Source organism: Kitasatospora sp. NPDC033851, from assembly GCF_055576085.1.
Genome location: NZ_JBVIRL010000006.1, coordinates 208,674 through 228,017, shown reverse-complemented (window position 1 = coordinate 228,017; position 19,344 = coordinate 208,674). Strand labels below are relative to the sequence as shown.

Annotated in this window: 12 protein-coding genes and 1 tRNA gene; 11 read left to right on the top strand and 2 right to left on the bottom strand. The window is 71.6% G+C overall.

The features are described 5' to 3' along the window. The first annotated feature begins 514 nt into the window (after positions 1-514). The 11 genes from rpoB (at position 515) to ACZ51D_RS14565 (ending at position 16,641) form a co-directional block, all read left to right on the top strand. Positions 515-3,991 carry a DNA-directed RNA polymerase subunit beta gene (gene rpoB, locus ACZ51D_RS14615; RefSeq protein ID WP_360494918.1) on the top strand — a complete coding sequence of 1,159 codons (3,477 nt, stop codon included), beginning with the start codon at positions 515-517 and terminating at the stop codon, positions 3,989-3,991. A gap of 98 nt (positions 3,992-4,089) precedes the next feature. Beyond that, a complete protein-coding gene (locus ACZ51D_RS14610; protein ID WP_360494921.1) occupies positions 4,090-7,983 on the top strand; it encodes a DNA-directed RNA polymerase subunit beta' in 3,894 nt (1,297 codons plus the stop codon). Positions 7,984-8,180: 197 nt separating this feature from the next. Continuing rightward, positions 8,181-8,254, top strand: a tRNA-Met gene (locus tag ACZ51D_RS14605). 172 nt (positions 8,255-8,426) lie between these two features. Beyond that, entirely contained in the window at positions 8,427-9,101 is a 675-nt protein-coding gene (locus ACZ51D_RS14600; RefSeq protein ID WP_465616136.1) for a DUF4097 family beta strand repeat-containing protein, read from the top strand. A gap of 82 nt (positions 9,102-9,183) precedes the next feature. Further along, positions 9,184-10,371: a sensor histidine kinase gene (locus tag ACZ51D_RS14595; protein ID WP_465616138.1), complete on the top strand. Its 1,188-nt coding sequence runs from the start codon at positions 9,184-9,186 to the stop codon at positions 10,369-10,371. Beyond that, positions 10,368-11,048 carry a response regulator transcription factor gene (locus tag ACZ51D_RS14590; protein WP_360494930.1) on the top strand — a complete coding sequence of 227 codons (681 nt, stop codon included), beginning with the start codon at positions 10,368-10,370 and terminating at the stop codon, positions 11,046-11,048. The genes ACZ51D_RS14595 and ACZ51D_RS14590 overlap by 4 nt, the downstream gene beginning before the upstream one ends. Before the next feature lie 148 nt (positions 11,049-11,196). Beyond that, a complete protein-coding gene (locus tag ACZ51D_RS14585) occupies positions 11,197-11,814 on the top strand; it encodes a hypothetical protein (protein WP_465662447.1) in 618 nt (205 codons plus the stop codon). Between the two features lie 87 nt (positions 11,815-11,901). Then, positions 11,902-12,642, top strand: coding sequence for an SIR2 family NAD-dependent protein deacylase (locus tag ACZ51D_RS14580; protein ID WP_360494936.1), 741 nt, complete (start codon positions 11,902-11,904; stop codon positions 12,640-12,642). Positions 12,643-12,785: 143 nt separating this feature from the next. Then, positions 12,786-14,000, top strand: a complete 1,215-nt coding sequence (locus tag ACZ51D_RS14575) for a cytochrome P450 (RefSeq protein ID WP_465662446.1) — start codon at positions 12,786-12,788, stop codon at positions 13,998-14,000. A 50-nt stretch (positions 14,001-14,050) separates the two neighbouring features. Then, complete coding sequence (locus tag ACZ51D_RS14570; protein WP_465616144.1) at positions 14,051-15,049, top strand: ADP-ribosylglycohydrolase family protein; 999 nt, start codon at positions 14,051-14,053, stop codon at positions 15,047-15,049. Between the two features lie 272 nt (positions 15,050-15,321). Beyond that, a complete protein-coding gene (locus ACZ51D_RS14565) occupies positions 15,322-16,641 on the top strand; it encodes a serpin family protein (protein ID WP_465662444.1) in 1,320 nt (439 codons plus the stop codon). Between the two features lie 40 nt (positions 16,642-16,681). On the opposite strand, the gene ACZ51D_RS14560 is transcribed toward ACZ51D_RS14565, so the two are convergent. Continuing rightward, the gene (locus ACZ51D_RS14560) at positions 16,682-17,794 is read right to left on the bottom strand and encodes an ADP-ribosylglycohydrolase family protein (protein WP_465616147.1); all 1,113 of its coding nucleotides are present in this window, start codon (positions 17,792-17,794) and stop codon (positions 16,682-16,684) included. A gap of 55 nt (positions 17,795-17,849) precedes the next feature. Then, complete coding sequence (locus ACZ51D_RS14555) at positions 17,850-19,166, bottom strand: DUF2786 domain-containing protein (protein ID WP_465616149.1); 1,317 nt, start codon at positions 19,164-19,166, stop codon at positions 17,850-17,852. Positions 19,167-19,344 lie beyond the last annotated feature (178 nt).

The window sequence follows — 19,344 nt, the reverse complement described above, 5'->3', positions numbered from 1 at the left end:
CACCGTCGTCAGGGGCGGCCCCCACCACGGCGTCTGTAACGCGGGAGGGGTCCGGACCGATGGACGGGGCGAGGTCCGCCCCGTCGGCGGGCCCTTGACGAACCCTGGCGCGGCGCGCGATTCTCAAGGCGCGAGTCCGCCCGGTTGGTTCGCTGCTGGATGCATAACCAGTGGCTCCGGCGGGAAATGACTCCACGTGAGTTAGAGCAGTACCCGGCAGGCGTTCGCGTCCGCCGGCTACCGGGAGGAGTCTCCGATTCGGTCTCCGAATCAGAGCTGGACAGCAGTGTGGCCTTTGGCTACACTGTCCCTTTGCGCTGCCTGTTAGCTGCTCCGTGACTCGTCGCCCGGAGTTTGCGTTGCCCTGAAGGGGTCTGGCATCGCCTCCGCAAAGCGGCTCTGACCTGGGGTTTCGACCCCGGCGGAGGCCAGTGGCGAGGAGGCGGGTCCAAGCCCAATTAGGCCCGGCTGGTACGCGCGTAGTGAGCTCCGAGCCCTCGGAAGGACCCCCCTCTTGGCCGCGCCGCGCAACGCCTCGAACAATTCCGCCGCATCCACCGCTCCTCTCCGCGTCTCGTTCGCGAAGATCAAGGAGCCCCTCGAGGTCCCGAACCTCCTGGCCCTGCAGACCGAGAGCTTTGACTGGCTGCTCGGCAACGCGGCCTGGAAGTCCAGGGTCGAGAAGGCGCTGGAGAACGGTCTGGACGTCCCCACCAAGTCCGGTCTGGAGGAGATCTTCGAGGAGATCTCCCCGATCGAGGACTTCAGTGGGTCGATGTCGCTGACCTTCCGCGACCACCGTTTCGAGCCGCCGAAGAACTCCATTGACGAGTGCAAGGACCGCGACTTCACGTTCGCGGCTCCGCTCTTCGTCACGGCCGAGTTCACCAACAACGAGACCGGTGAGATCAAGTCTCAGACGGTCTTCATGGGCGACTTCCCGCTCATGACCCACAAGGGCACGTTCGTGATCAACGGCACCGAGCGTGTCGTCGTGTCGCAGCTGGTCCGTTCCCCGGGTGTGTACTTCGACTCCACCCTGGACAAGGTCTCCGACAAGGACATCTACTCCTGCAAGGTCATCCCCTCGCGTGGTGCCTGGCTGGAGATGGAGATCGACAAGCGCGACATGGTCGGCGTCCGCATCGACCGCAAGCGCAAGCAGTCCGTCACCGTGCTGCTGAAGGCCCTCGGCTGGACCAACGAGATGATTCTCGAGGAGTTCGGCGAGTACGAGTCGATGCGCAACACCCTGGAGAAGGACCACACCCAGGGCCAGGACGACGCGCTCCTGGACATCTACCGCAAGCTGCGTCCGGGCGAGCCGCCGACGCGCGAGGCCGCGCAGACGCTTCTGGAGAACCTGTACTTCAACCCGAAGCGCTACGACCTCGCGAAGGTCGGCCGTTACAAGGTCAACCGCAAGCTGGGCAACGCCGAGTCGCTGGACTCCGGCGTGCTCACCGAGCCCGACATCATCGGTGCGATCAAGTACCTGGTGAAGCTGCACGCGGGCGAGACCGAGTGGCGTGACGGCGAGGGCCGCGACATCGTGGTCGAGGTCGACGACATCGACCACTTCGGCAACCGCCGCCTGCGCAACGTCGGCGAGCTCATCCAGAACCAGGTCCGTACGGGTCTCGCCCGTATGGAGCGCGTCGTGCGCGAGCGCATGACCACCCAGGACGTCGAGGCGATCACGCCGCAGACCCTGATCAACATCCGGCCGGTCGTCGCCTCCATCAAGGAGTTCTTCGGCACCAGCCAGCTGTCGCAGTTCATGGACCAGACGAACCCGCTGTCGGGCCTGACCCACAAGCGTCGTCTGTCCGCGCTCGGCCCCGGCGGTCTCTCCCGTGAGCGCGCCGGCTTCGAGGTCCGTGACGTGCACCCCTCGCACTACGGCCGCATGTGTCCGATCGAGACCCCCGAAGGCCCGAACATCGGTCTGATCGGGTCGCTGGCCTCGTACGGCCGGGTCAACGCCTTCGGCTTCATCGAGACCCCGTACCGCAAGGTCATCGAGGGTGTCGTCACCGAGCAGGTCGACTACCTCACGGCCGACGAGGAGGACCGCTACGTCATCGCGCAGGCCAACGCCCCGCTGACGGCGGAGCTGACCTTCGCCGAGCCGCGCGTCCTGGTCCGCCGCCGTGGCGGCGAGATCGACTACATCCCCGGCACCGAGATCGACTACATGGATGTCTCGCCGCGCCAGATGGTGTCGGTCGCGACCGCCATGATCCCGTTCCTCGAGCACGACGACGCCAACCGCGCACTCATGGGCTCGAACATGATGCGCCAGGCGGTGCCGCTGCTGAAGAGCGAGGCTCCGCTGGTCGGTACCGGCATGGAGTACCGCTGCGCCGTCGACGCCGCGGACGTCATCACCGCCGAGAAGGCCGGTGTCGTCCAGGAGGTCTCGGCCGACTACGTCACCGTGGCCAACGACGACGGCACGTACACCACGTACCGCGCCGCCAAGTTCACCCGCTCCAACCAGGGCACCGCCTTCAACCAGAAGGTGCTCGTGGACGAGGGCGCCCGCGTCGAGGTCAACCAGGTGCTGGCCGACGGCCCCTGCACCGACGAGGGCGAGATGGCCCTCGGCAAGAACCTCCTCGTGGCGTTCATGTCCTGGGAGGGTCACAACTACGAGGACGCGATCATCCTGTCGCAGCGCCTCGTGCAGGACGACGTCCTCTCCTCGATCCACATCGAGGAGCACGAGGTCGACGCCCGTGACACCAAGCTGGGCCCCGAGGAGATCACCCGGGACATCCCGAACGTCTCCGAGGAGGTCCTCGCCGACCTCGACGAGCGCGGCATCATCCGCATCGGCGCCGACGTCGTCACCGGCGACATCCTCGTCGGCAAGGTCACCCCGAAGGGCGAGACCGAGCTGACCCCGGAGGAGCGCCTGCTCCGCGCGATCTTCGGTGAGAAGGCCCGTGAGGTCCGCGACACCTCGCTGAAGGTGCCGCACGGTGAGTCCGGCAAGGTCATCGGCGTCCGCGTCTTCGACCGCGAAGAGGGCGACGAGCTGCCCCCGGGCGTGAACCAGCTGGTCCGCGTCTACGTGGCCCAGAAGCGCAAGATCACCAACGGTGACAAGCTCGCCGGCCGTCACGGCAACAAGGGTGTCATCTCCAAGATCCTGCCGGTCGAGGACATGCCGTTCCTGGAGGACGGCACCCCGGTCGACATCATCCTCAACCCGCTGGGCGTCCCGTCCCGAATGAACCCCGGGCAGGTCCTGGAGATTCACCTCGGGTGGCTCGCCAAGCAGGGCTGGGACGTCTCCGGCCTCGCCGACGAGTGGGCCCAGCGCCTGCAGGCGATCGGCGCCGACACCGTCCAGGGCGGCACCAACCTCGCCACCCCGGTCTTCGACGGCGCCCGCGAGGACGAGATCACCGGCCTGCTGGACAACACCACCCTCACCCGTGACGGTGAGCGCCTGGTGAACTCCACCGGCAAGGCCCGGCTGTTCGACGGCCGCTCCGGCGAGCCGTTCCCGATGCCGGTCTCGGTCGGCTACATGTACATCCTCAAGCTGCACCACCTGGTCGACGACAAGCTGCACGCCCGCTCGACCGGCCCGTACTCGATGATCACCCAGCAGCCGCTCGGTGGTAAGGCGCAGTTCGGTGGTCAGCGCTTCGGTGAGATGGAGGTGTGGGCCCTCGAGGCGTACGGCGCGGCCTACGCGCTGCAGGAGCTCCTCACCATCAAGTCCGACGACGTCCTCGGCCGCGTGAAGGTCTACGAGGCCATCGTCAAGGGCGAGAACATCCCCGAGCCCGGCATTCCCGAGTCCTTCAAGGTCCTCATCAAGGAAATGCAGTCGCTCTGCCTCAACGTGGAGGTGCTGTCCTCGGACGGCCAGTCCATCGAGATGCGGGACTCCGACGAGGACGTGTTCCGCGCCGCCGAAGAGCTCGGCATTGACCTGTCCCGGCGCGAGCCGAGCAGCGTCGAAGAGGTCTGACGGAGGTTGGGCCGGCTGCCCGCGCAGCCGGCCCGCCCCCAGGCCCCCCTCAGACCACATGAACGACTCTCGACTTACGAAAGAGGGCTTGACGACCAGTGCTTGACGTCAACTTCTTCGACGAGCTCCGCATCGGCCTGGCCACCGCCGACGACATCCGCCAGTGGTCGCACGGCGAGGTCAAGAAGCCGGAGACCATCAACTACCGCACCCTGAAGCCGGAAAAGGACGGGCTCTTCTGCGAGAAGATCTTCGGCCCCACCCGGGACTGGGAGTGCTACTGCGGTAAGTACAAGCGCGTCCGCTTCAAGGGCATCATCTGCGAGCGCTGCGGCGTCGAGGTGACCCGCGCCAAGGTGCGTCGCGAGCGGATGGGCCACATCGAGCTGGCCGCCCCGGTCACCCACATCTGGTACTTCAAGGGTGTCCCGTCCCGCCTGGGCTACCTGCTGGACCTGGCGCCGAAGGACCTCGAGAAGGTCATCTACTTCGCCGCCTACATGATCACCTGGGTCGACGACGAGCGCCGCCAGCGCGACCTGCCGTCCCTGGAGGCGCACGTCTCGGTCGAGCGTCAGCAGATCGAGAACCGCCGCGACTCCGACCTCGAGGCCCGCGCCAAGAAGGCCGAGACCGACCTGGCCGAGCTGGAGGCCGAGGGCGCCAAGGCCGACGTGCGCCGCAAGGTGCGCGAGAGCGCCGAGCGCGAGATGAAGCAGCTGCGCGACCGCGCGCAGCGCGAGCTCGACCGCCTCGACGAGGTGTGGGCCCGCTTCAAGAACCTCAAGGTCCAGGACCTCGAGGGCGACGAGCTGCTCTACCGCGAGCTGCGCGACCGCTTCGGCACCTACTTCTCCGGCTCGATGGGCGCGGCGGCCCTCAAGGACCGCCTCGAGACCTTCGACCTGGCGGAGGAGTCCGAGCGCCTGCGCGAGATCATCCGCACCGGCAAGGGCCAGAAGAAGACCCGTGCGCTGAAGCGCCTCAAGGTCGTTTCCGCGTTCCTGCAGACCACCAACAAGCCCAACGGCATGGTGCTGGACTGCGTCCCGGTCATCCCGCCGGACCTGCGTCCGATGGTGCAGCTGGACGGTGGCCGCTTCGCGACCTCCGACCTGAACGACCTGTACCGCCGCGTCATCAACCGCAACAACCGCCTGAAGCGGCTTCTCGACCTCGGTGCCCCCGAGATCATCGTGAACAACGAGAAGCGCATGCTCCAGGAGGCCGTCGACGCGCTGTTCGACAACGGCCGTCGTGGCCGTCCGGTCACCGGCCCGGGCAACCGCCCGCTGAAGTCCCTCAGCGACATGCTGAAGGGCAAGCAGGGTCGTTTCCGTCAGAACCTGCTCGGCAAGCGAGTCGACTACTCGGCCCGTTCGGTCATCGTCGTCGGCCCGCAGCTCAAGCTGCACCAGTGCGGTCTGCCGAAGGCCATGGCGCTGGAGCTCTTCAAGCCGTTCGTGATGAAGCGCCTGGTCGACCTGAACCACGCGCAGAACATCAAGTCGGCCAAGCGCATGGTCGAGCGCGCCCGTCCGGTCGTGTGGGACGTCCTCGAAGAGGTCATCGCCGAGCACCCGGTCCTGCTGAACCGTGCGCCCACCCTGCACCGCCTCGGCATCCAGGCCTTCGAGCCGCAGCTGGTCGAGGGCAAGGCCATCCAGATCCACCCGCTCGTCTGCACCGCGTTCAACGCGGACTTCGACGGTGACCAGATGGCCGTCCACCTGCCGCTCTCCGCGGAGGCGCAGGCCGAGGCCCGCATCCTGATGCTGTCCTCGAACAACATCCTGAAGCCGGCCGACGGTCGCCCCGTCACCATGCCGACCCAGGACATGGTGCTCGGTCTGTTCTTCCTCACCTCGGACCGCGAGGAGGTGAAGGGCGGTGGCCGTTCCTTCTCCTCCACCGCCGAGGCCGTCATGGCGTTCGACGCCAAGGAGCTGGACGTCCAGGCCGTCATCGACGTCCGTCTGCCGATGGGCACCGTCCCGCCCCGTGGCTGGACCCCGCCGATCGACGAGGACGGTCAGCCGGGCTGGTTCGAGGGCGAGTCCTTTCGCCTGCAGACCACCCTGGGCCGCGCGCTCTTCAACGAGCTGCTGCCCGAGGACTACCCGTTCGTCGACTACGAGGTGGGCAAGAAGCAGCTCTCCGCGATCGTCAACGACCTGGCGGAGCGCTACCCCAAGGTCGTCGTCGCGGCGACCCTGGACAACCTGAAGGCGGCCGGCTTCCACTGGGCCACCCGCTCGGGTGTCACCGTCTCGATCTCCGACGTCGTCGTCCCGCCGAGCAAGCCCCAGATCCTCGAGGGCTACGAGGCCAAGGCCGAGAAGGTCCAGCGTCAGTACGAGCGCGGCCTGATCACCAACGACGAGCGCAAGCAGGAGCTCATCGGCATCTGGACCCAGGCGACCAACGAGGTTGCCGAGGCCATGAACGCGAACTTCCCGAAGACCAACCCCATCTTCATGATGGTCGACTCGGGTGCTCGTGGAAACATGATGCAGATGCGCCAGATCGCCGGTATGCGTGGTCTGGTGTCCAACGCCAAGAACGAGACGATCCCCCGTCCCATCAAGGCGTCGTTCCGTGAGGGCCTCACCGTTCTCGAGTACTTCATCTCGACCCACGGTGCCCGTAAGGGTCTGGCCGACACCGCTCTGCGTACCGCCGACTCCGGCTACCTCACCCGTCGTCTGGTCGACGTCTCCCAGGACGTCATCATTCGCGAGGAGGACTGCGGCACCGAGCGCGGCCTCAAGCTGTCGATCGGTTCCGTGGGCGCCGACGGCGTGCTGCGCAAGGCCGACGACGTCGAGACCAGCGTCTACGCCCGCATGCTCGCCGAGGACATCACGGTGGACGGCAAGCTCCTTGCCACCGCCAACACCGACCTCGGTGACGTGCTGATCGACGAGCTGATCCGCCACGGCATCGGCGAGGTCAAGACCCGCTCGATCCTGACCTGTGAGTCGGCCGTCGGCACCTGCGCCATGTGCTACGGGCGCTCGCTGGCCACCGGCAAGCTGGTCGACATCGGTGAGGCGGTCGGCATCATCGCCGCCCAGTCCATCGGTGAGCCCGGTACCCAGCTGACGATGCGTACCTTCCACACCGGTGGTGTGGCCGGTGACGACATCACCCAGGGTCTGCCGCGTGTCGTCGAGCTCTTCGAGGCCCGTACCCCCAAGGGTGTGGCCCCGATCTCGGAGGCGCAGGGCCGGGTCCGCATCGAGGACACCGAGAAGACCCGCAAGCTGGTCATCACGCCGGACGACGGCAGCGAGGAGATCGCCTACCCGGTCTCCAAGCGTGTGAAGCTGCTCGTCAGCGAGGGCGAGGCGGTCGAGGTCGGCCAGAAGCTGACCATGGGTGCCACCAACCCGCACGACGTGCTGCGCATCATGGGCCAGCGGGCCGTCCAGATCCACCTGGTCGCCGAGGTCCAGAAGGTCTACAACTCGCAGGGTGTGTCGATCCACGACAAGCACATCGAGATCATCATCCGGCAGATGCTCCGCCGCGTGACGATCATCGAGTCGGGCGACGCCGAGCTGCTCCCGGGCGAGCTCGTCGAGCGCGGCCGCTTCGAGACCGAGAACCGTCGCGTGGTCGCCGAGGGCGGTCACCCCGCCTCCGGCCGTCCGCAGCTGATGGGTATCACCAAGGCCTCGCTGGCCACCGAGTCCTGGCTGTCGGCCGCCTCCTTCCAGGAGACGACCCGGGTCCTCACCGACGCGGCGATCCACGCCAAGTCGGACCCGCTGCTGGGCCTCAAGGAGAACGTCATCCTCGGTAAGCTCATCCCGGCCGGTACGGGTCTGCCCCGCTACCGCAACATCCGGGTCGAGCCGACCGAGGAGGCCAAGGCCGCGATGTACTCGGCCGTCGGCTACGACGACTACGACCTGTCGCCCTTCGGCGCCGGCTCCGGCCAGGCGGTTCCGCTGGACGACTACGACTACGGCCCGTACACCGGCTGAGTCGCGCGTCACTGATCGCAGGGCGGTCACCCCTCACGGGGTGGCCGCCCTGCGGCGTTTCCGGGCCTCTGCGGCGTTTCCCCGGGCCCCTGCGGGGTTTCCGGGGCCCTGGCCGAGGCCGGCGGGGGTCGGCCAGGGCCCCGGAGGGAAAGCGATTAGGTCTTTTGGTCGAAGTCGCGTAAGGTCGTGTTTACCGACGCGGGGTGGAGCAGCTCGGTAGCTCGCTGGGCTCATAACCCAGAGGTCGCAGGTTCAAATCCTGTCCCCGCTACTCGTTCGAAGGGCCCGGAGGCATTTGCCTCCGGGCCCTTCGGCATTCCCGGAGGAGCTCCTCGCCCGTGCGGGGGAGACGGGGGAACCGCTCCGGGGAGGGAGGCGTGGGAACGGTCGGGTGCGGAAGGCTTCTCGGTGTCGGGTGACGGGGCTTTCGAAGGGGGCCGGGGATGAAGCGGGTACTGGGCGCGGTGGCGATCACGGCGGGGGTGCTGGTCGGGATGTCGGGCTGCCTGCCGATCGGGGACGACCAGGAGCACCGGACGGTCGAGTACGGGGTGGCCGAGCCGGTCAGGGAGCTGGTGGTCGAGGGGGAGAACGGCGGCGTGGTGGTGACCGGCGCCGGTGACACCGTGCACGTGGTCGAGAACCAGAACTACAGGGGGGACGCGCCGAAGAGCACGCACGAGGTGAAGGACGGCGTGCTCCGGCTGACGTACGACTGCGACCACTGCGGCATCGGGTACACCGTGCACGTGCCGGCCGGGACCAAGGTGCGGGTGAAGGAGACCAACGGCGGCATCAAGCTGAACGGGCTGGCCGGCGAGGCGGAGGCCGACGTGAAGAACGGCGGGGTCGAGGCCAGCGGGCTGACCTCCCCGCAGGTGAAGCTGACCGCGGTGAACGGCGGGGTGCGGGCCGACTTCGCCGCCGCGCCGTCGAAGGTGGAGGCGAAGACCTTGAACGGCGGGGTGCGGGTGCAGGTGCCGGGCGGGGAGGCGTACGCGGTGGACGCGAAGGCGTCGGTCGGCGGGGTGGACGTGAGCATCCCCTCGCAGCCGGGAGCGGCGCGCACCATCACCGCGCGGGCGGAGACCGGCGGTGTGACGGTCAGCGGTGCCTGACCGGGCCGTTCCGGAGGTACTGCCGGTAGGGCATGATCTTCTCCGCGGGGGCGGTGTCCCCGGTTACGGGGGAGGTGCCGGGGTGGAGCGTGCTTCGGGCCGGCTGAACCGGCCGGCCGGGCTGAGTCCGTACGTGCAGGACTCGCTGCTGGCGGTGGTGTCGGCCGGGATCTCGATCTGGGCGGTCTACAACGACGACACGGCCTGGCCGTGGTGGGTCTACCTGGTGGCCGTGTCCACCGCGCTGCCGCTGCCCTGGCGGCGCCGGGCGCCGCTGACCGCGCTGGCGGCGAGCAGTGTGGCCTTCGTCGCGCTGTCGCTGCTGGCGCACTCGGCGAACCCGCAGGTCCCGCTGGCCGGGGTGATCGGCCTCTACACGGTCGCCGAGCGGTGCTCGGACCGGGCGCGCTGGACGGTGCTGGCGGCGACGGTGGTCGGCAACGTGATCGGCACCCACTCGCCCAACGGCGCGCTGTTCAGCCTGATCACCTCCGTCGGCTCGTTTGTGTTCGGCTCGCTGGTGCGCGCCCAGCGGGAGCTGGCCCGGGTGCAGGCGGAACGTGCCCGGGAGGCCGGTGAGCGGGCGGCCAGCGAGGCCGGCCGGGCGGTGGCGCAGGAGCGGGCCAGGATCGCCCGGGAAATGCACGACATCCTGGCGCACGCGGTCTCGCTGATGGTGATCCAGGCCGAGGCCGGGCCGGTGGTGGTGCGCAGCAACCCGGACCGGGCGATCCGCGCGTTCGACACCATCGCCGACGCGGGGCGCGACGCGATGGTCCAACTGCGTCGCGTGCTCGGGGTGTTGAAGGAGGAAGGGGTCGGCCCGGAGCTGGCGCCGCAGCCCCGGCTGGCCGAACTCGCCGACGTGGCCGAGCGGGTGCGCCAGGCCGGGCTGGCGGTGGAGCTCGAACTGGCCGACGGGCTGCGCACGGCGCCCGCCGACGTGCAGGCCGCGGCCTACCGGATCGTGCAGGAGGCGCTGACCAACACGGTCAAGCACGCCGGGGCCGACCGGGCCGCGATCCGGGTGCGGCAGGCCGGGGACGTGCTGGAGGTCGTGGTCTCCGACAACGGCCGCGGGGTGCCGCCGACGGCCGGCCGTACGGTGGTCGGCTGGTCCGGCGGGCGCGGGCTGGTCGGCATCCGGGAGCGGGCGGCGGCCTGCGGCGGGCGGGCCGAGGCCGGTCCGGGGCCGGAGGGCAGGGGTTTCCTGGTGAGCGCCCGGCTGCCGCTGGGGGCGGGCGGAACGGTGGAGGGGGTGGGCGGATGACGCCGATTCGGGTGGTCGTCGCGGACGACCAGGAGCTGGTGCGGGCCGGGTTCGGGATGATCCTGGACGCGCAGCCGGACATCGAGGTGGTGGCCGAGGCGGCCGACGGCGCCGAGGCCGTCGAGGCGGTGCGTGAGCACGGCCCCGACGTGCTGCTGCTGGACGTCCGGATGCCGGTGATGGACGGGCTGGAGGCGGCCCGCCGGGTGTGCGCCGAGTTCCCGTCCACCAAGGTGATCATGCTGACCACCTTCGACATCGACGACTACGTCTTCGACGCGCTGTACGCGGGCGCCAGCGGCTTCCTGCTCAAGGACGTCCGGCGGGACGACCTGGCGCACGGGGTGCGGATGGTCGCCTCGGGGGAAGCGCTGCTCGCGCCCTCGGTGACCAGGCGGCTGATCGGCGAGTTCGCCGCCCGCCGGCCGGGGGCGCCGGAACGGGCGGTGCGGCCGCCCTCCAAGCTGCTGGAGCAGCTGACCCTGCGCGAGCAGGAGACGCTGCGGCTGATCGCGCGCGGGCTGTCCAACGCCGAGATCGCGGCCGAGCTGGTGGTCAGCGAGCACACGGTGAAGACGCATGTCAGCAATGTGCTGAGCAAGCTCGGGCTGCGGGACCGGGTGCACGCGGTGGTGTTCGCCTACGAGGCGGGGGCGGTGGTGGTGGGGGAGTCCTGACGGGCTCCGCCACGGCGGGCTCGGCCGGGGTGCCTCCCTCGTGCGGGGGAGGCGGGGAGTTCGCCGGTGCGGGCGATCCGGGACGAGGGCCTGGGCCGGGAGGCTCTGGGGTGTCGGAAACGGACCACACCGCTGGAGAGATCGTCAGATGAACGCCACTCACGCCACCCGTCTCACCCGCCTCACCCCGTACGCCGTCGTCGGCGCCCCCGCCCTGATGGCGCTCTACGGCGGCATCCGCCTGGTCCCGGGCTCCCGCGAGCCGGGCCTCGGCTGGACGGCCGGTCACACCGCGATGCTGGCCGGGCTGCTGCTGTTCGCCCCGGTCTTCCTCGCCCTGCGCCGACAGCTCGCCCCACGCGGCACGGCCGGGCGGATCGCGGCCGGGACAGCGCTGGGGACGGCCTTCGCGGGGCTGCTCTGCTCGCTGGTGCAGATCGGGATCGACCTGGTCGTCGGCCTCGCGGCGGCGGACAAGGGCGAGCAGTCGCGGCTCTTCGGCCGGGTGCAGGACGTCCCGGGTGTGCTGCCGGCCGTCTACCAGGTCGGCCCGCTGCTCTTCTACGTCGGCCTGCTGGCGCTGCTGACCGCCGCCGCGGCCGGCCGCTCCCGGGCGCTGCGCTGGTGGAGCCCGGTGCTGGTGCTGCTCGGCACGCTCGCTTCGGGGGCCGACCTGGCCTTCATCCCGCTCGCCGCCGCCTGCTACCTGGTGGCGCTGGCCCCGCTCGTCCGTCCGGCCGTCGCGCCGCGGCCGGTGCTGGTCTGACCTCCGCGCGCCGCCCGTCGGCTCACGGCGCGGAGCACCCGGAATTTCGGTGGCCGTGCCCGGGCCGGTGGCCGTACCGTCCGGTCCATGAACGCGAAGCGCCCCCTGATCGCCGTGCTCACCGGCGCGGGCATCTCGACCGACTCCGGCATCCCCGACTACCGCGGCCCGCAGGGCCTGTGGCAGAAGGACCCGGCGGCGCAGGAGCTGGTCACCATCGGGCCGTACCGGGACGACCCGGAGGTCCGGCGGCGGTCCTGGCTGCTGCGGCTGGAGACGGGCGCGCTGGCCGCCGAGCCGAACGCCGGGCACCGGGCGCTGGTCGACCTGGAGCGCTCCGGGCTGCCGCTGCGGGTGCTCACCCAGAACGTGGACGGGCTGCACCAGGCGGCCGGGCTGCCCGCCCGCAAGGTGCTCGAACTGCACGGCACCGCACGGGAGACGCAGTGCCTGCGCTGCCGGGTGGTCGCGCCGATGGCCGACGCGCTGGCGCGGGTCGAGGCAGGCGAGCCGGACCCGGCCTGCCGGGAGTGCGGGGGGATCCTCAAGCCGCGCACGGTGATGTTCGGCGAGAACCTGGACCCGGAGGTGCTCGGCCAGGCCGAGTCGATCGCCCGCGGCTGCGACGTCTTCATCGCGGTCGGCACCAGCCTGCAGGTGTTCCCGGTGGCGGCGCTGCCGTACAGCGCGGTGGAGGCCGGGGCGAAGCTGATCATCGTGAACGGCGAGCCCACGCCGTACGACGAGGCGGCGGACGAGGTGATCCGGGAGCCGATCTCGGAGGCGCTGCCCGAGCTGGTGCGGCGGCTGGTGAGTGAGCGGGCGTGAGGGGTGGCGGGCAGCCCGAAGGGCCTGAAGGCGGAAGGGTCTCAAGGCGGAAGGGTCTGAAGCCGGAAGGGTCTTAAATCGGACGTACCGCGTGCGTACGATGATCCTTCCGGCTTCCCCTCACGGCCTGGAGTGATCGACCGATGACGACGACGGCGAAGTTCGACCCCTGGTCGGCGGCGTTCGTGGCCCACCCGTACGACGCGTACGCCGAACTGCGCGACCACGCGCCGGTGACGTACTTCGAGCCGACGAACCAGTGGCTCGTCGCGCGCCACGAGGACGTCAGCGCGCTGCTGCGCGACCGACGGCTCGGCCGCACCTACACCCACCGCTTCAGCCACGCGGAGTTCGGCCGCCCCGGGCCCGACCCGGCGCACGAGCCCTTCCACACCCTGAACGACCACGGGCTGCTCGACCTGGAGGCGCCGGACCACACCCGGATCCGCCGGCTCGTCTCCAAGGCCTTCACCCCGCGCATGGTCGAGGGCCTGCGCCCGACCGTCCGGCGCCTGGCCGGCGAGCTCGTCGACGACCTGCTCGCGGCCGGCGGCGGCGACCTGATCGCCACCGTCGCCGAGCCGCTGCCGGTCGCCGTGATCGCCGAGATGCTCGGCGTCCCGGCGGGCGACCGGCACCTGCTGCGGCCGTGGTCCGCCGACATCACCGGGATGTTCGAGCTCAACCCGACCGAGGAGGCCGCCCGCTGGGCCGTCACCGCGAGCATCGAGTTCTCCGACTACCTGCGCGCCCTGATCCGCGAACGCCGGGTGAACCCGGGCGAGGACCTGATCAGCGCGCTCATCCAGGCCCAGGAGGGCTCCGACGCGCTGAGCGAGCAGGAGATGATCTCCACCTGCGTGCTGCTGCTCAACGCCGGCCACGAGGCGACCGTCAACACCACCGGCAACGGCTGGTGGGCGCTCTTCCGCCACCCCGAGGAGCTCGCCCGGCTACGCGGCGCGGTGGACGAGCTGCTGCCCACCGCGATCGAGGAACTGATGCGCTGGGACACCCCGCTGCAGATGTTCGAGCGCTGGGTCCTGGAGGACATCGAGGTCCGCGGCGTCACCATCCCGCGCGGCTCCGAGGTCGCCCTGCTCTTCGGCTCCGCCAACCGCGACCCCGAGCGCTTCGCCGACCCCGACCGGCTCGACCTCGGCCGCGCCGACAACCCGCACATCACCTTCGGTGCCGGAATCCACTTCTGTCTCGGCGCCCCGCTTGCCAGACTGGAGCTCACCGAGTCCTACGGCACCCTGCTGCGCCGGGCCCCGGGCCTGCGGCTGGTCCGCGAGCCCGAGTGGAACCCGGGGTACGTGATCCGGGGGCTCAGGGAACTACTGGTCGAGGTCTGACGGACAGCCGGGCAGACGGACAGACAGACGGAGAAGAGGGGGGAGCGGCCGTGGGCAAGGCGACGGGGGCGCTGCTGGGGCTGGCGATCGGCGACGCGATCGGCCGGGTGACGGAGTTCAAGACCGTCGAGGCGATCGCCGCCGACCATCCGGACTGGCGGCAACTCCCGCTGCCCGACAAGGCCTTGGTCACCGACGACACCCAGATGACGCTCGCCCTCGGCCGCGGCCTGCGCACCGCCCTGGCGCGCGGGCCCCTCACGCCCCTACGGCTGGAACGGCCGGTTCGCGAGGAGTTCGTCGACTGGTGGCGCTCCCCGGAGAACAACCGCGCCCCGGGCATGACCTGCCTGCGCTCCTGCGAGCGGCTCAGCCACGCCGAGTACCGCTGGCAGCAGGCGAGCGACGTCGGCTCCAAGGGCTGCGGCGCCAACATGCGGGTCGCCCCGATCGGGCTGATCCGCGAGCTGGACGCCCGGCAGCTCTCCGGCGCCGCCCAGCTGCAGTCCGCGCTCACCCACGGCCACCCCACCGCGCTCGCCGCCAGTGACCTCACCGCGTACGCCGTCCGCAAGCTCGCCGAGGGCGTGCCGCCGGCCGGCCTGCCCGCGGCGCTGCGGGCGTACGCGCTGGCGAGCCGGGAGCGGTACGACGAGTTCTGGCTCGGCGACCTTGCCGCGCTCTGGTACGGCGCCTCGCCGCAGGCCGTCATCGCCCGCGGCTGGGACGACTGCCTCGCCGTCCTCGACCAGCTGGAGGCCGCGCTCGCCGCCCCCGACCCGGAGGCCGACCCCTGCCTGGCCACCGGCGAGGGCTGGGTCGCCGAGGAGGCCTTCGGCACCGGCCTGCTCTGCTTCCTGCTGCTGCCGGACGACCCCGTGGCCGCCGTCCGCCGGGCCGCCTACTCCAGCGGCGACTCCGACTCCCTCGCCTGCCTGACCGGCGCCTTCGCGGGCGCCCACCACGGCGAGACGGCCTGGCCGGCCGAGTGGGTGGAGCGGATCGAGCACCGGGACGAACTGCTGGAGCTCGGCGCGCTCTGGGACTGAGCGGAGCCGGGCGGCGGGGTCCACCCAGGGCCGCTCGGCGGGGTCCACCCAGGGCCGGGCGGCGGGTCCACCCAGGGCTGCTCGGCGGGGTCCACCCAGGGCCGGGCGGCGGGTCCACCCAGGGCTGCTCGGCGGGGTCCATCCAGGGCCGGGCGGCGGCGTTCGCGCAGGGCCGCTCGGCGGGGTCCATCCAGGGCCGGGCGGCGGCGTTCGCGCAGGGCCGCTCGGCGGGGCGAGCGGAACCGGTCGGCGGGGCGGCGCGTCGAAGGGCCATGACGAACCGCAGCACCGGAACCCGTCGTCCACCGCGCCGCCCGGCGGCGCTGCTCCTCGCCGCCGCGCTCGCCGCACCGCTGCTCGCCGGCTGTGGCAGCAGCGGGGCGGCCGCGCCCGCGGAGCTCAGGGCCTCGGCGCCCGCCAGCCGGCCCCCGGTCGACCCGGCCCAGCTGACCGCGACCGCGACCGCCACCGACGCCTTCGGCCTCGATCTCCTGCACACCCTCACCACGCGGCCCGACGACGCCGGCCGCAACCTCGTGGTCTCCCCGTCCGGCCTGGCCACCGTGCTCGCCATGCTGCTGCCCGGCACCCGGGGCACCACCGCCGACGAACTCGCCAAGGCCCTGCACACCGAGCTCACCCCGCAGCAGTACGCCCTCGCCACCGGTGCGCTGAACCGCCAGGCACCCTCCGGCAACGGGCTCACCCTGCGCCAGAGCGACGACCTCTGGGCCCAGCGGGGCCTCGCCGTCTCACCGGACTACCTGGCCACCCTCGCTGCCGCGTTCGACGCCGGCGTGCACCCCGCCGACTTCGCCAAGGATCCGGAGGGCTCCCGCAAGGCCGTCAACGCGGCCGTGGAGAAGGCCACAGAGGGCCGGATCAAGGACCTCTTCGCCCCGAACGCGATCACCGCGGACACCCGGCTGGTGCTCACCGACGCGCTCTACCTCAAGGCCAAGTGGGCCTCCGCGTTCAAGCCCTCGCAGACCGCCGACCGCCCGTTCCACAAGCTCGACGGTTCCGCCCCGGCCGTCCCCTCGATGAGTCAGACCGGCGGGTTCAAGTACGCCGACGGCTCCGGCGGGATCGTCGGCGAGCCCTGGCAGGCCGTCGAACTCCCGTACGCGGGCGGCGGGTTGGCGATGGACCTGATCGTCCCCGCGCAGGGCGGCTTCGCGGCCTTCACCAAGGGCCTGGACCAGCCCCAGCTCGACCGGATCCTCGGTGCCCTCGCCGAGCGGCACGTCGACCTGCAGCTTCCGCGCTTCCACTTCGACACGTCCAACGAGCTCACCTCCGCGCTGCGCTCGCTCGGCGTGAAGTCGCTCTTCGACGGGGCCGACCTCAGCGGCATCGCCAAGGATCCGCTCGCCGTCAGCACGGTGGTGCAGAAGGCCACCGTCGAGGTCGACGAGGACGGCACGGTCGCGGCGGCCGGCAGCGGCGTCGGGATCGCCGGAGCGGCCGCGCCGGCCCCGGACCAGCCCGTCCAACTGCACATCGACCGGCCGTTCCTGTTCCTGATCCGGGACACCCAGGGCGGGCGGCCGCTGTTCCTCGGCCAGGTCACCGATCCGCAGGCACGCTGAGGGACCCGTACCGGGGAGGGAACCCGCCAGGGAGGCGCCCCTACCAGGCCGGGTAGCGCCCGCCGAGCCCCGGGTGGAGCGGGTCGCGGCTGCCGAACAGCACCAGCAGGTCGTCCGCGACCTGCCGCAGCTCGGCCCGCCCCTCCACCGCCCCGGCCCACTCGGCGGGCAGTGCCGAGGCGCCGTACGCGGCCCCGACCAGGTTGCCGCAGACCGCGCCGGTCGAGTCGCTGTCCCCGGAGTGGTTCACCGACAGCAGCAGCGCGGTGCGCACCGGGTCGGGGTCGAGGGTGGCCGCCAGCAGCGAGTACACCGCGATGGCCAGGCACTCCTCGGCGATCCAGCCGAGCCCGACCCGCTCCACCGCCTCCGCCGCGGGCTCGGACTCCTGGGCGACCCGCACCGCCCGGGCCAGCGCCTGGACGGTCTCCTTGGAGCCCGGCAGCTCGCGGATCTGCTCCACGGTCTCGCCGACCGCCGCCCACGGCTCCGTCCCGTTCGCGAGCCGCTCGATCAGCGCCGCGAAGGCGCCCGCCGCGAGGTAGCCGGTCGGGTGCCCGTGGGTGAGCTGGGCGCACTGCACGGCCAGCCCGAAGGACTGCTCGACGCCCAGCCGGGCCAGCCCGAACGGCGCCGAGCGCATCACCGTGCCGCAGCCCTTGGAACCCGGGTTGATCGGCCCCGGCCGCCCGATCACGGACGGTGCCTCGAACACCGGGTGCTCGGACACCCCGCTCAGACAGGCGTTGCCCGGCGCCCGCCGCGCGTACAGGAAGGGCTGCCGCAGCAGCCAGCCGTCGTACGGGCGGGGCTGCGGCACGGTGTCCGGCGCGGGCTGGTACTGCGTCAGCAGCCAGCGCCGGTAGGCGCCGTGGACGGCCTCCGGCACCGAGCCTCCGCCGCCCGTCCAGCCGCGGACGAAACCGCGGATCAGGCCCTCGGCGGTGAACAGCGTCATCTGGGTGTCGTCGGTGACCTCGACCGGCCCGGGACCGCCCGGCAGGGAGGTCACGCCCGCCGGCCCGTAGTGGCCCTGGATCTGGTGGAGCTGCTGGAACTCCACCGGCCAGCCCAACGCATCGCCGATGGCCCCGCCGAGCAGCGCTCCGCGCACCCGGTCCCGATACCCCGACTCGGCAGCCGGCTCCGTCACGTCGAATCCCCCTTCGTTCGTGGCGGAATACGTTCTACCAGGTCTCGGTGCGGTGCTACCGACGGATCTCCCCGGCGCGCCCGTGCAGCGCGGCCCGGTCGGCGGCGGCCCGTCCGGCCGCCCAGCCCTTGCCGTCGCTGACCCGGACCCGCTGCGAGACCAGCTTCGGGAACAGTCGGCCGATCTCCTCGTCCACCGCCTCCGAGCGGGCGGCGAGCGCGGGCAGCAGCCGCTCGTCCGGCAGCAGCTGCTCCTCGGTGCCGTCCTCGCGCAGGTGCCGGCCGGCCGCGGCGGCGCTGGTGGTCCGCTCGGTGGCGGCGGTCAGCCGCTCGCGGATCCGCGCCGCGTACGCGACCAGGAAGGAGTGCCGGAACGCCTTGCTGCGCGAGTCCCGGCGGGAGCCCGCCTTGTTGAGCGCGTGGGTGGCCTGCACCAGCAGCGAGGTGTAGAGCAGCTCGACGCCGTCCAGGTCGCCGTCGAAGCCGACCACGGTGCAGAAGCCGAACTCCTTCGCCCACACCACCCGGCACCGGTTGGCCACCGCGACCGCGTCCAGCAGCATCGTCTTGGGGCCCTCGTACGGGTTGTCCACCCCGATCCGCAGCGCCGCCGGGGCGTCCCGGTCCGCACCGGCGGCCGCCAGCAGCGCCTCGTCGATGCTGTGCTGGGCCATCAGCTGCTGGGCCTTGGCGGTCAGCGCCTCGGCCTCCTCCGGGTACTCGGTGGACTCGGCCTTGGCCAGCAGCGCCCGGATCCGGGCCAGCATCCGCGGCTCGCCGGCCAAGGAACCGGGACGCTCCGACCCCGAGTGCCGCGGCCCCGACTGCCGCGACCCGACGTGCTGCGGCCGCACCGTCTGCCCGGGAGCCGGTCCCACCGGGGCGATCGGCGGCAGCCGGCCCCAGGTGCGCAGCAGCTCCAGGACGGCGGTGGCGAGCGCGAAGCGGTCCAGCCGGTGCCGCTGGGCGAACGCCCCCAGGTACTGCTCGTCGCCGGACCACCAGGCCTCGACCTCCAGCTCGCGCAGCTGCTCCTGCCAGCGCCGGTCGAGCGCCGCCGCGGGGTGGCGGCGGTCCTCGGCGGCGATCAGGTCCACCGCGAGGGCCAGGTGGACGGGCTTCAGCCCGCGCCGCACCACCCGCGCCAGGTCGGCCGGGCGCCACCCGGCGGACCAGCAGCGGCCGACGGCGGTGTCCGCGTACCCCAGCAGGGCCCGGCTGACCGCCGGCCACTGCCCGGCCGAGGCGGCCAGCAGCGACGCCCCGGTGTCCAGCGCGAGGTCCAGCCGCTCCTCGGGGGCCGTCAGCACCGCCCGCACCGCCTGCTCCAGTAGCGGCCCGGCGTCTCCGCCCTGCTGCGCGCCCTTGCCCACGGTGTGTCCCTGCTCTCCTCGACGGCCCTGTTCCTCCTGCCCATGATGCCGGAGCCCGCACCGACGACCGGGACGGACGACTGCGGAGGACGGCGGGGAGGGGCGGCGGGGAGGGGCGGGGGAGCAGGCAGCGGCGCCCGGCCCCAGGACGGGACCGGGCGCCGGAGGAAACGGTTCG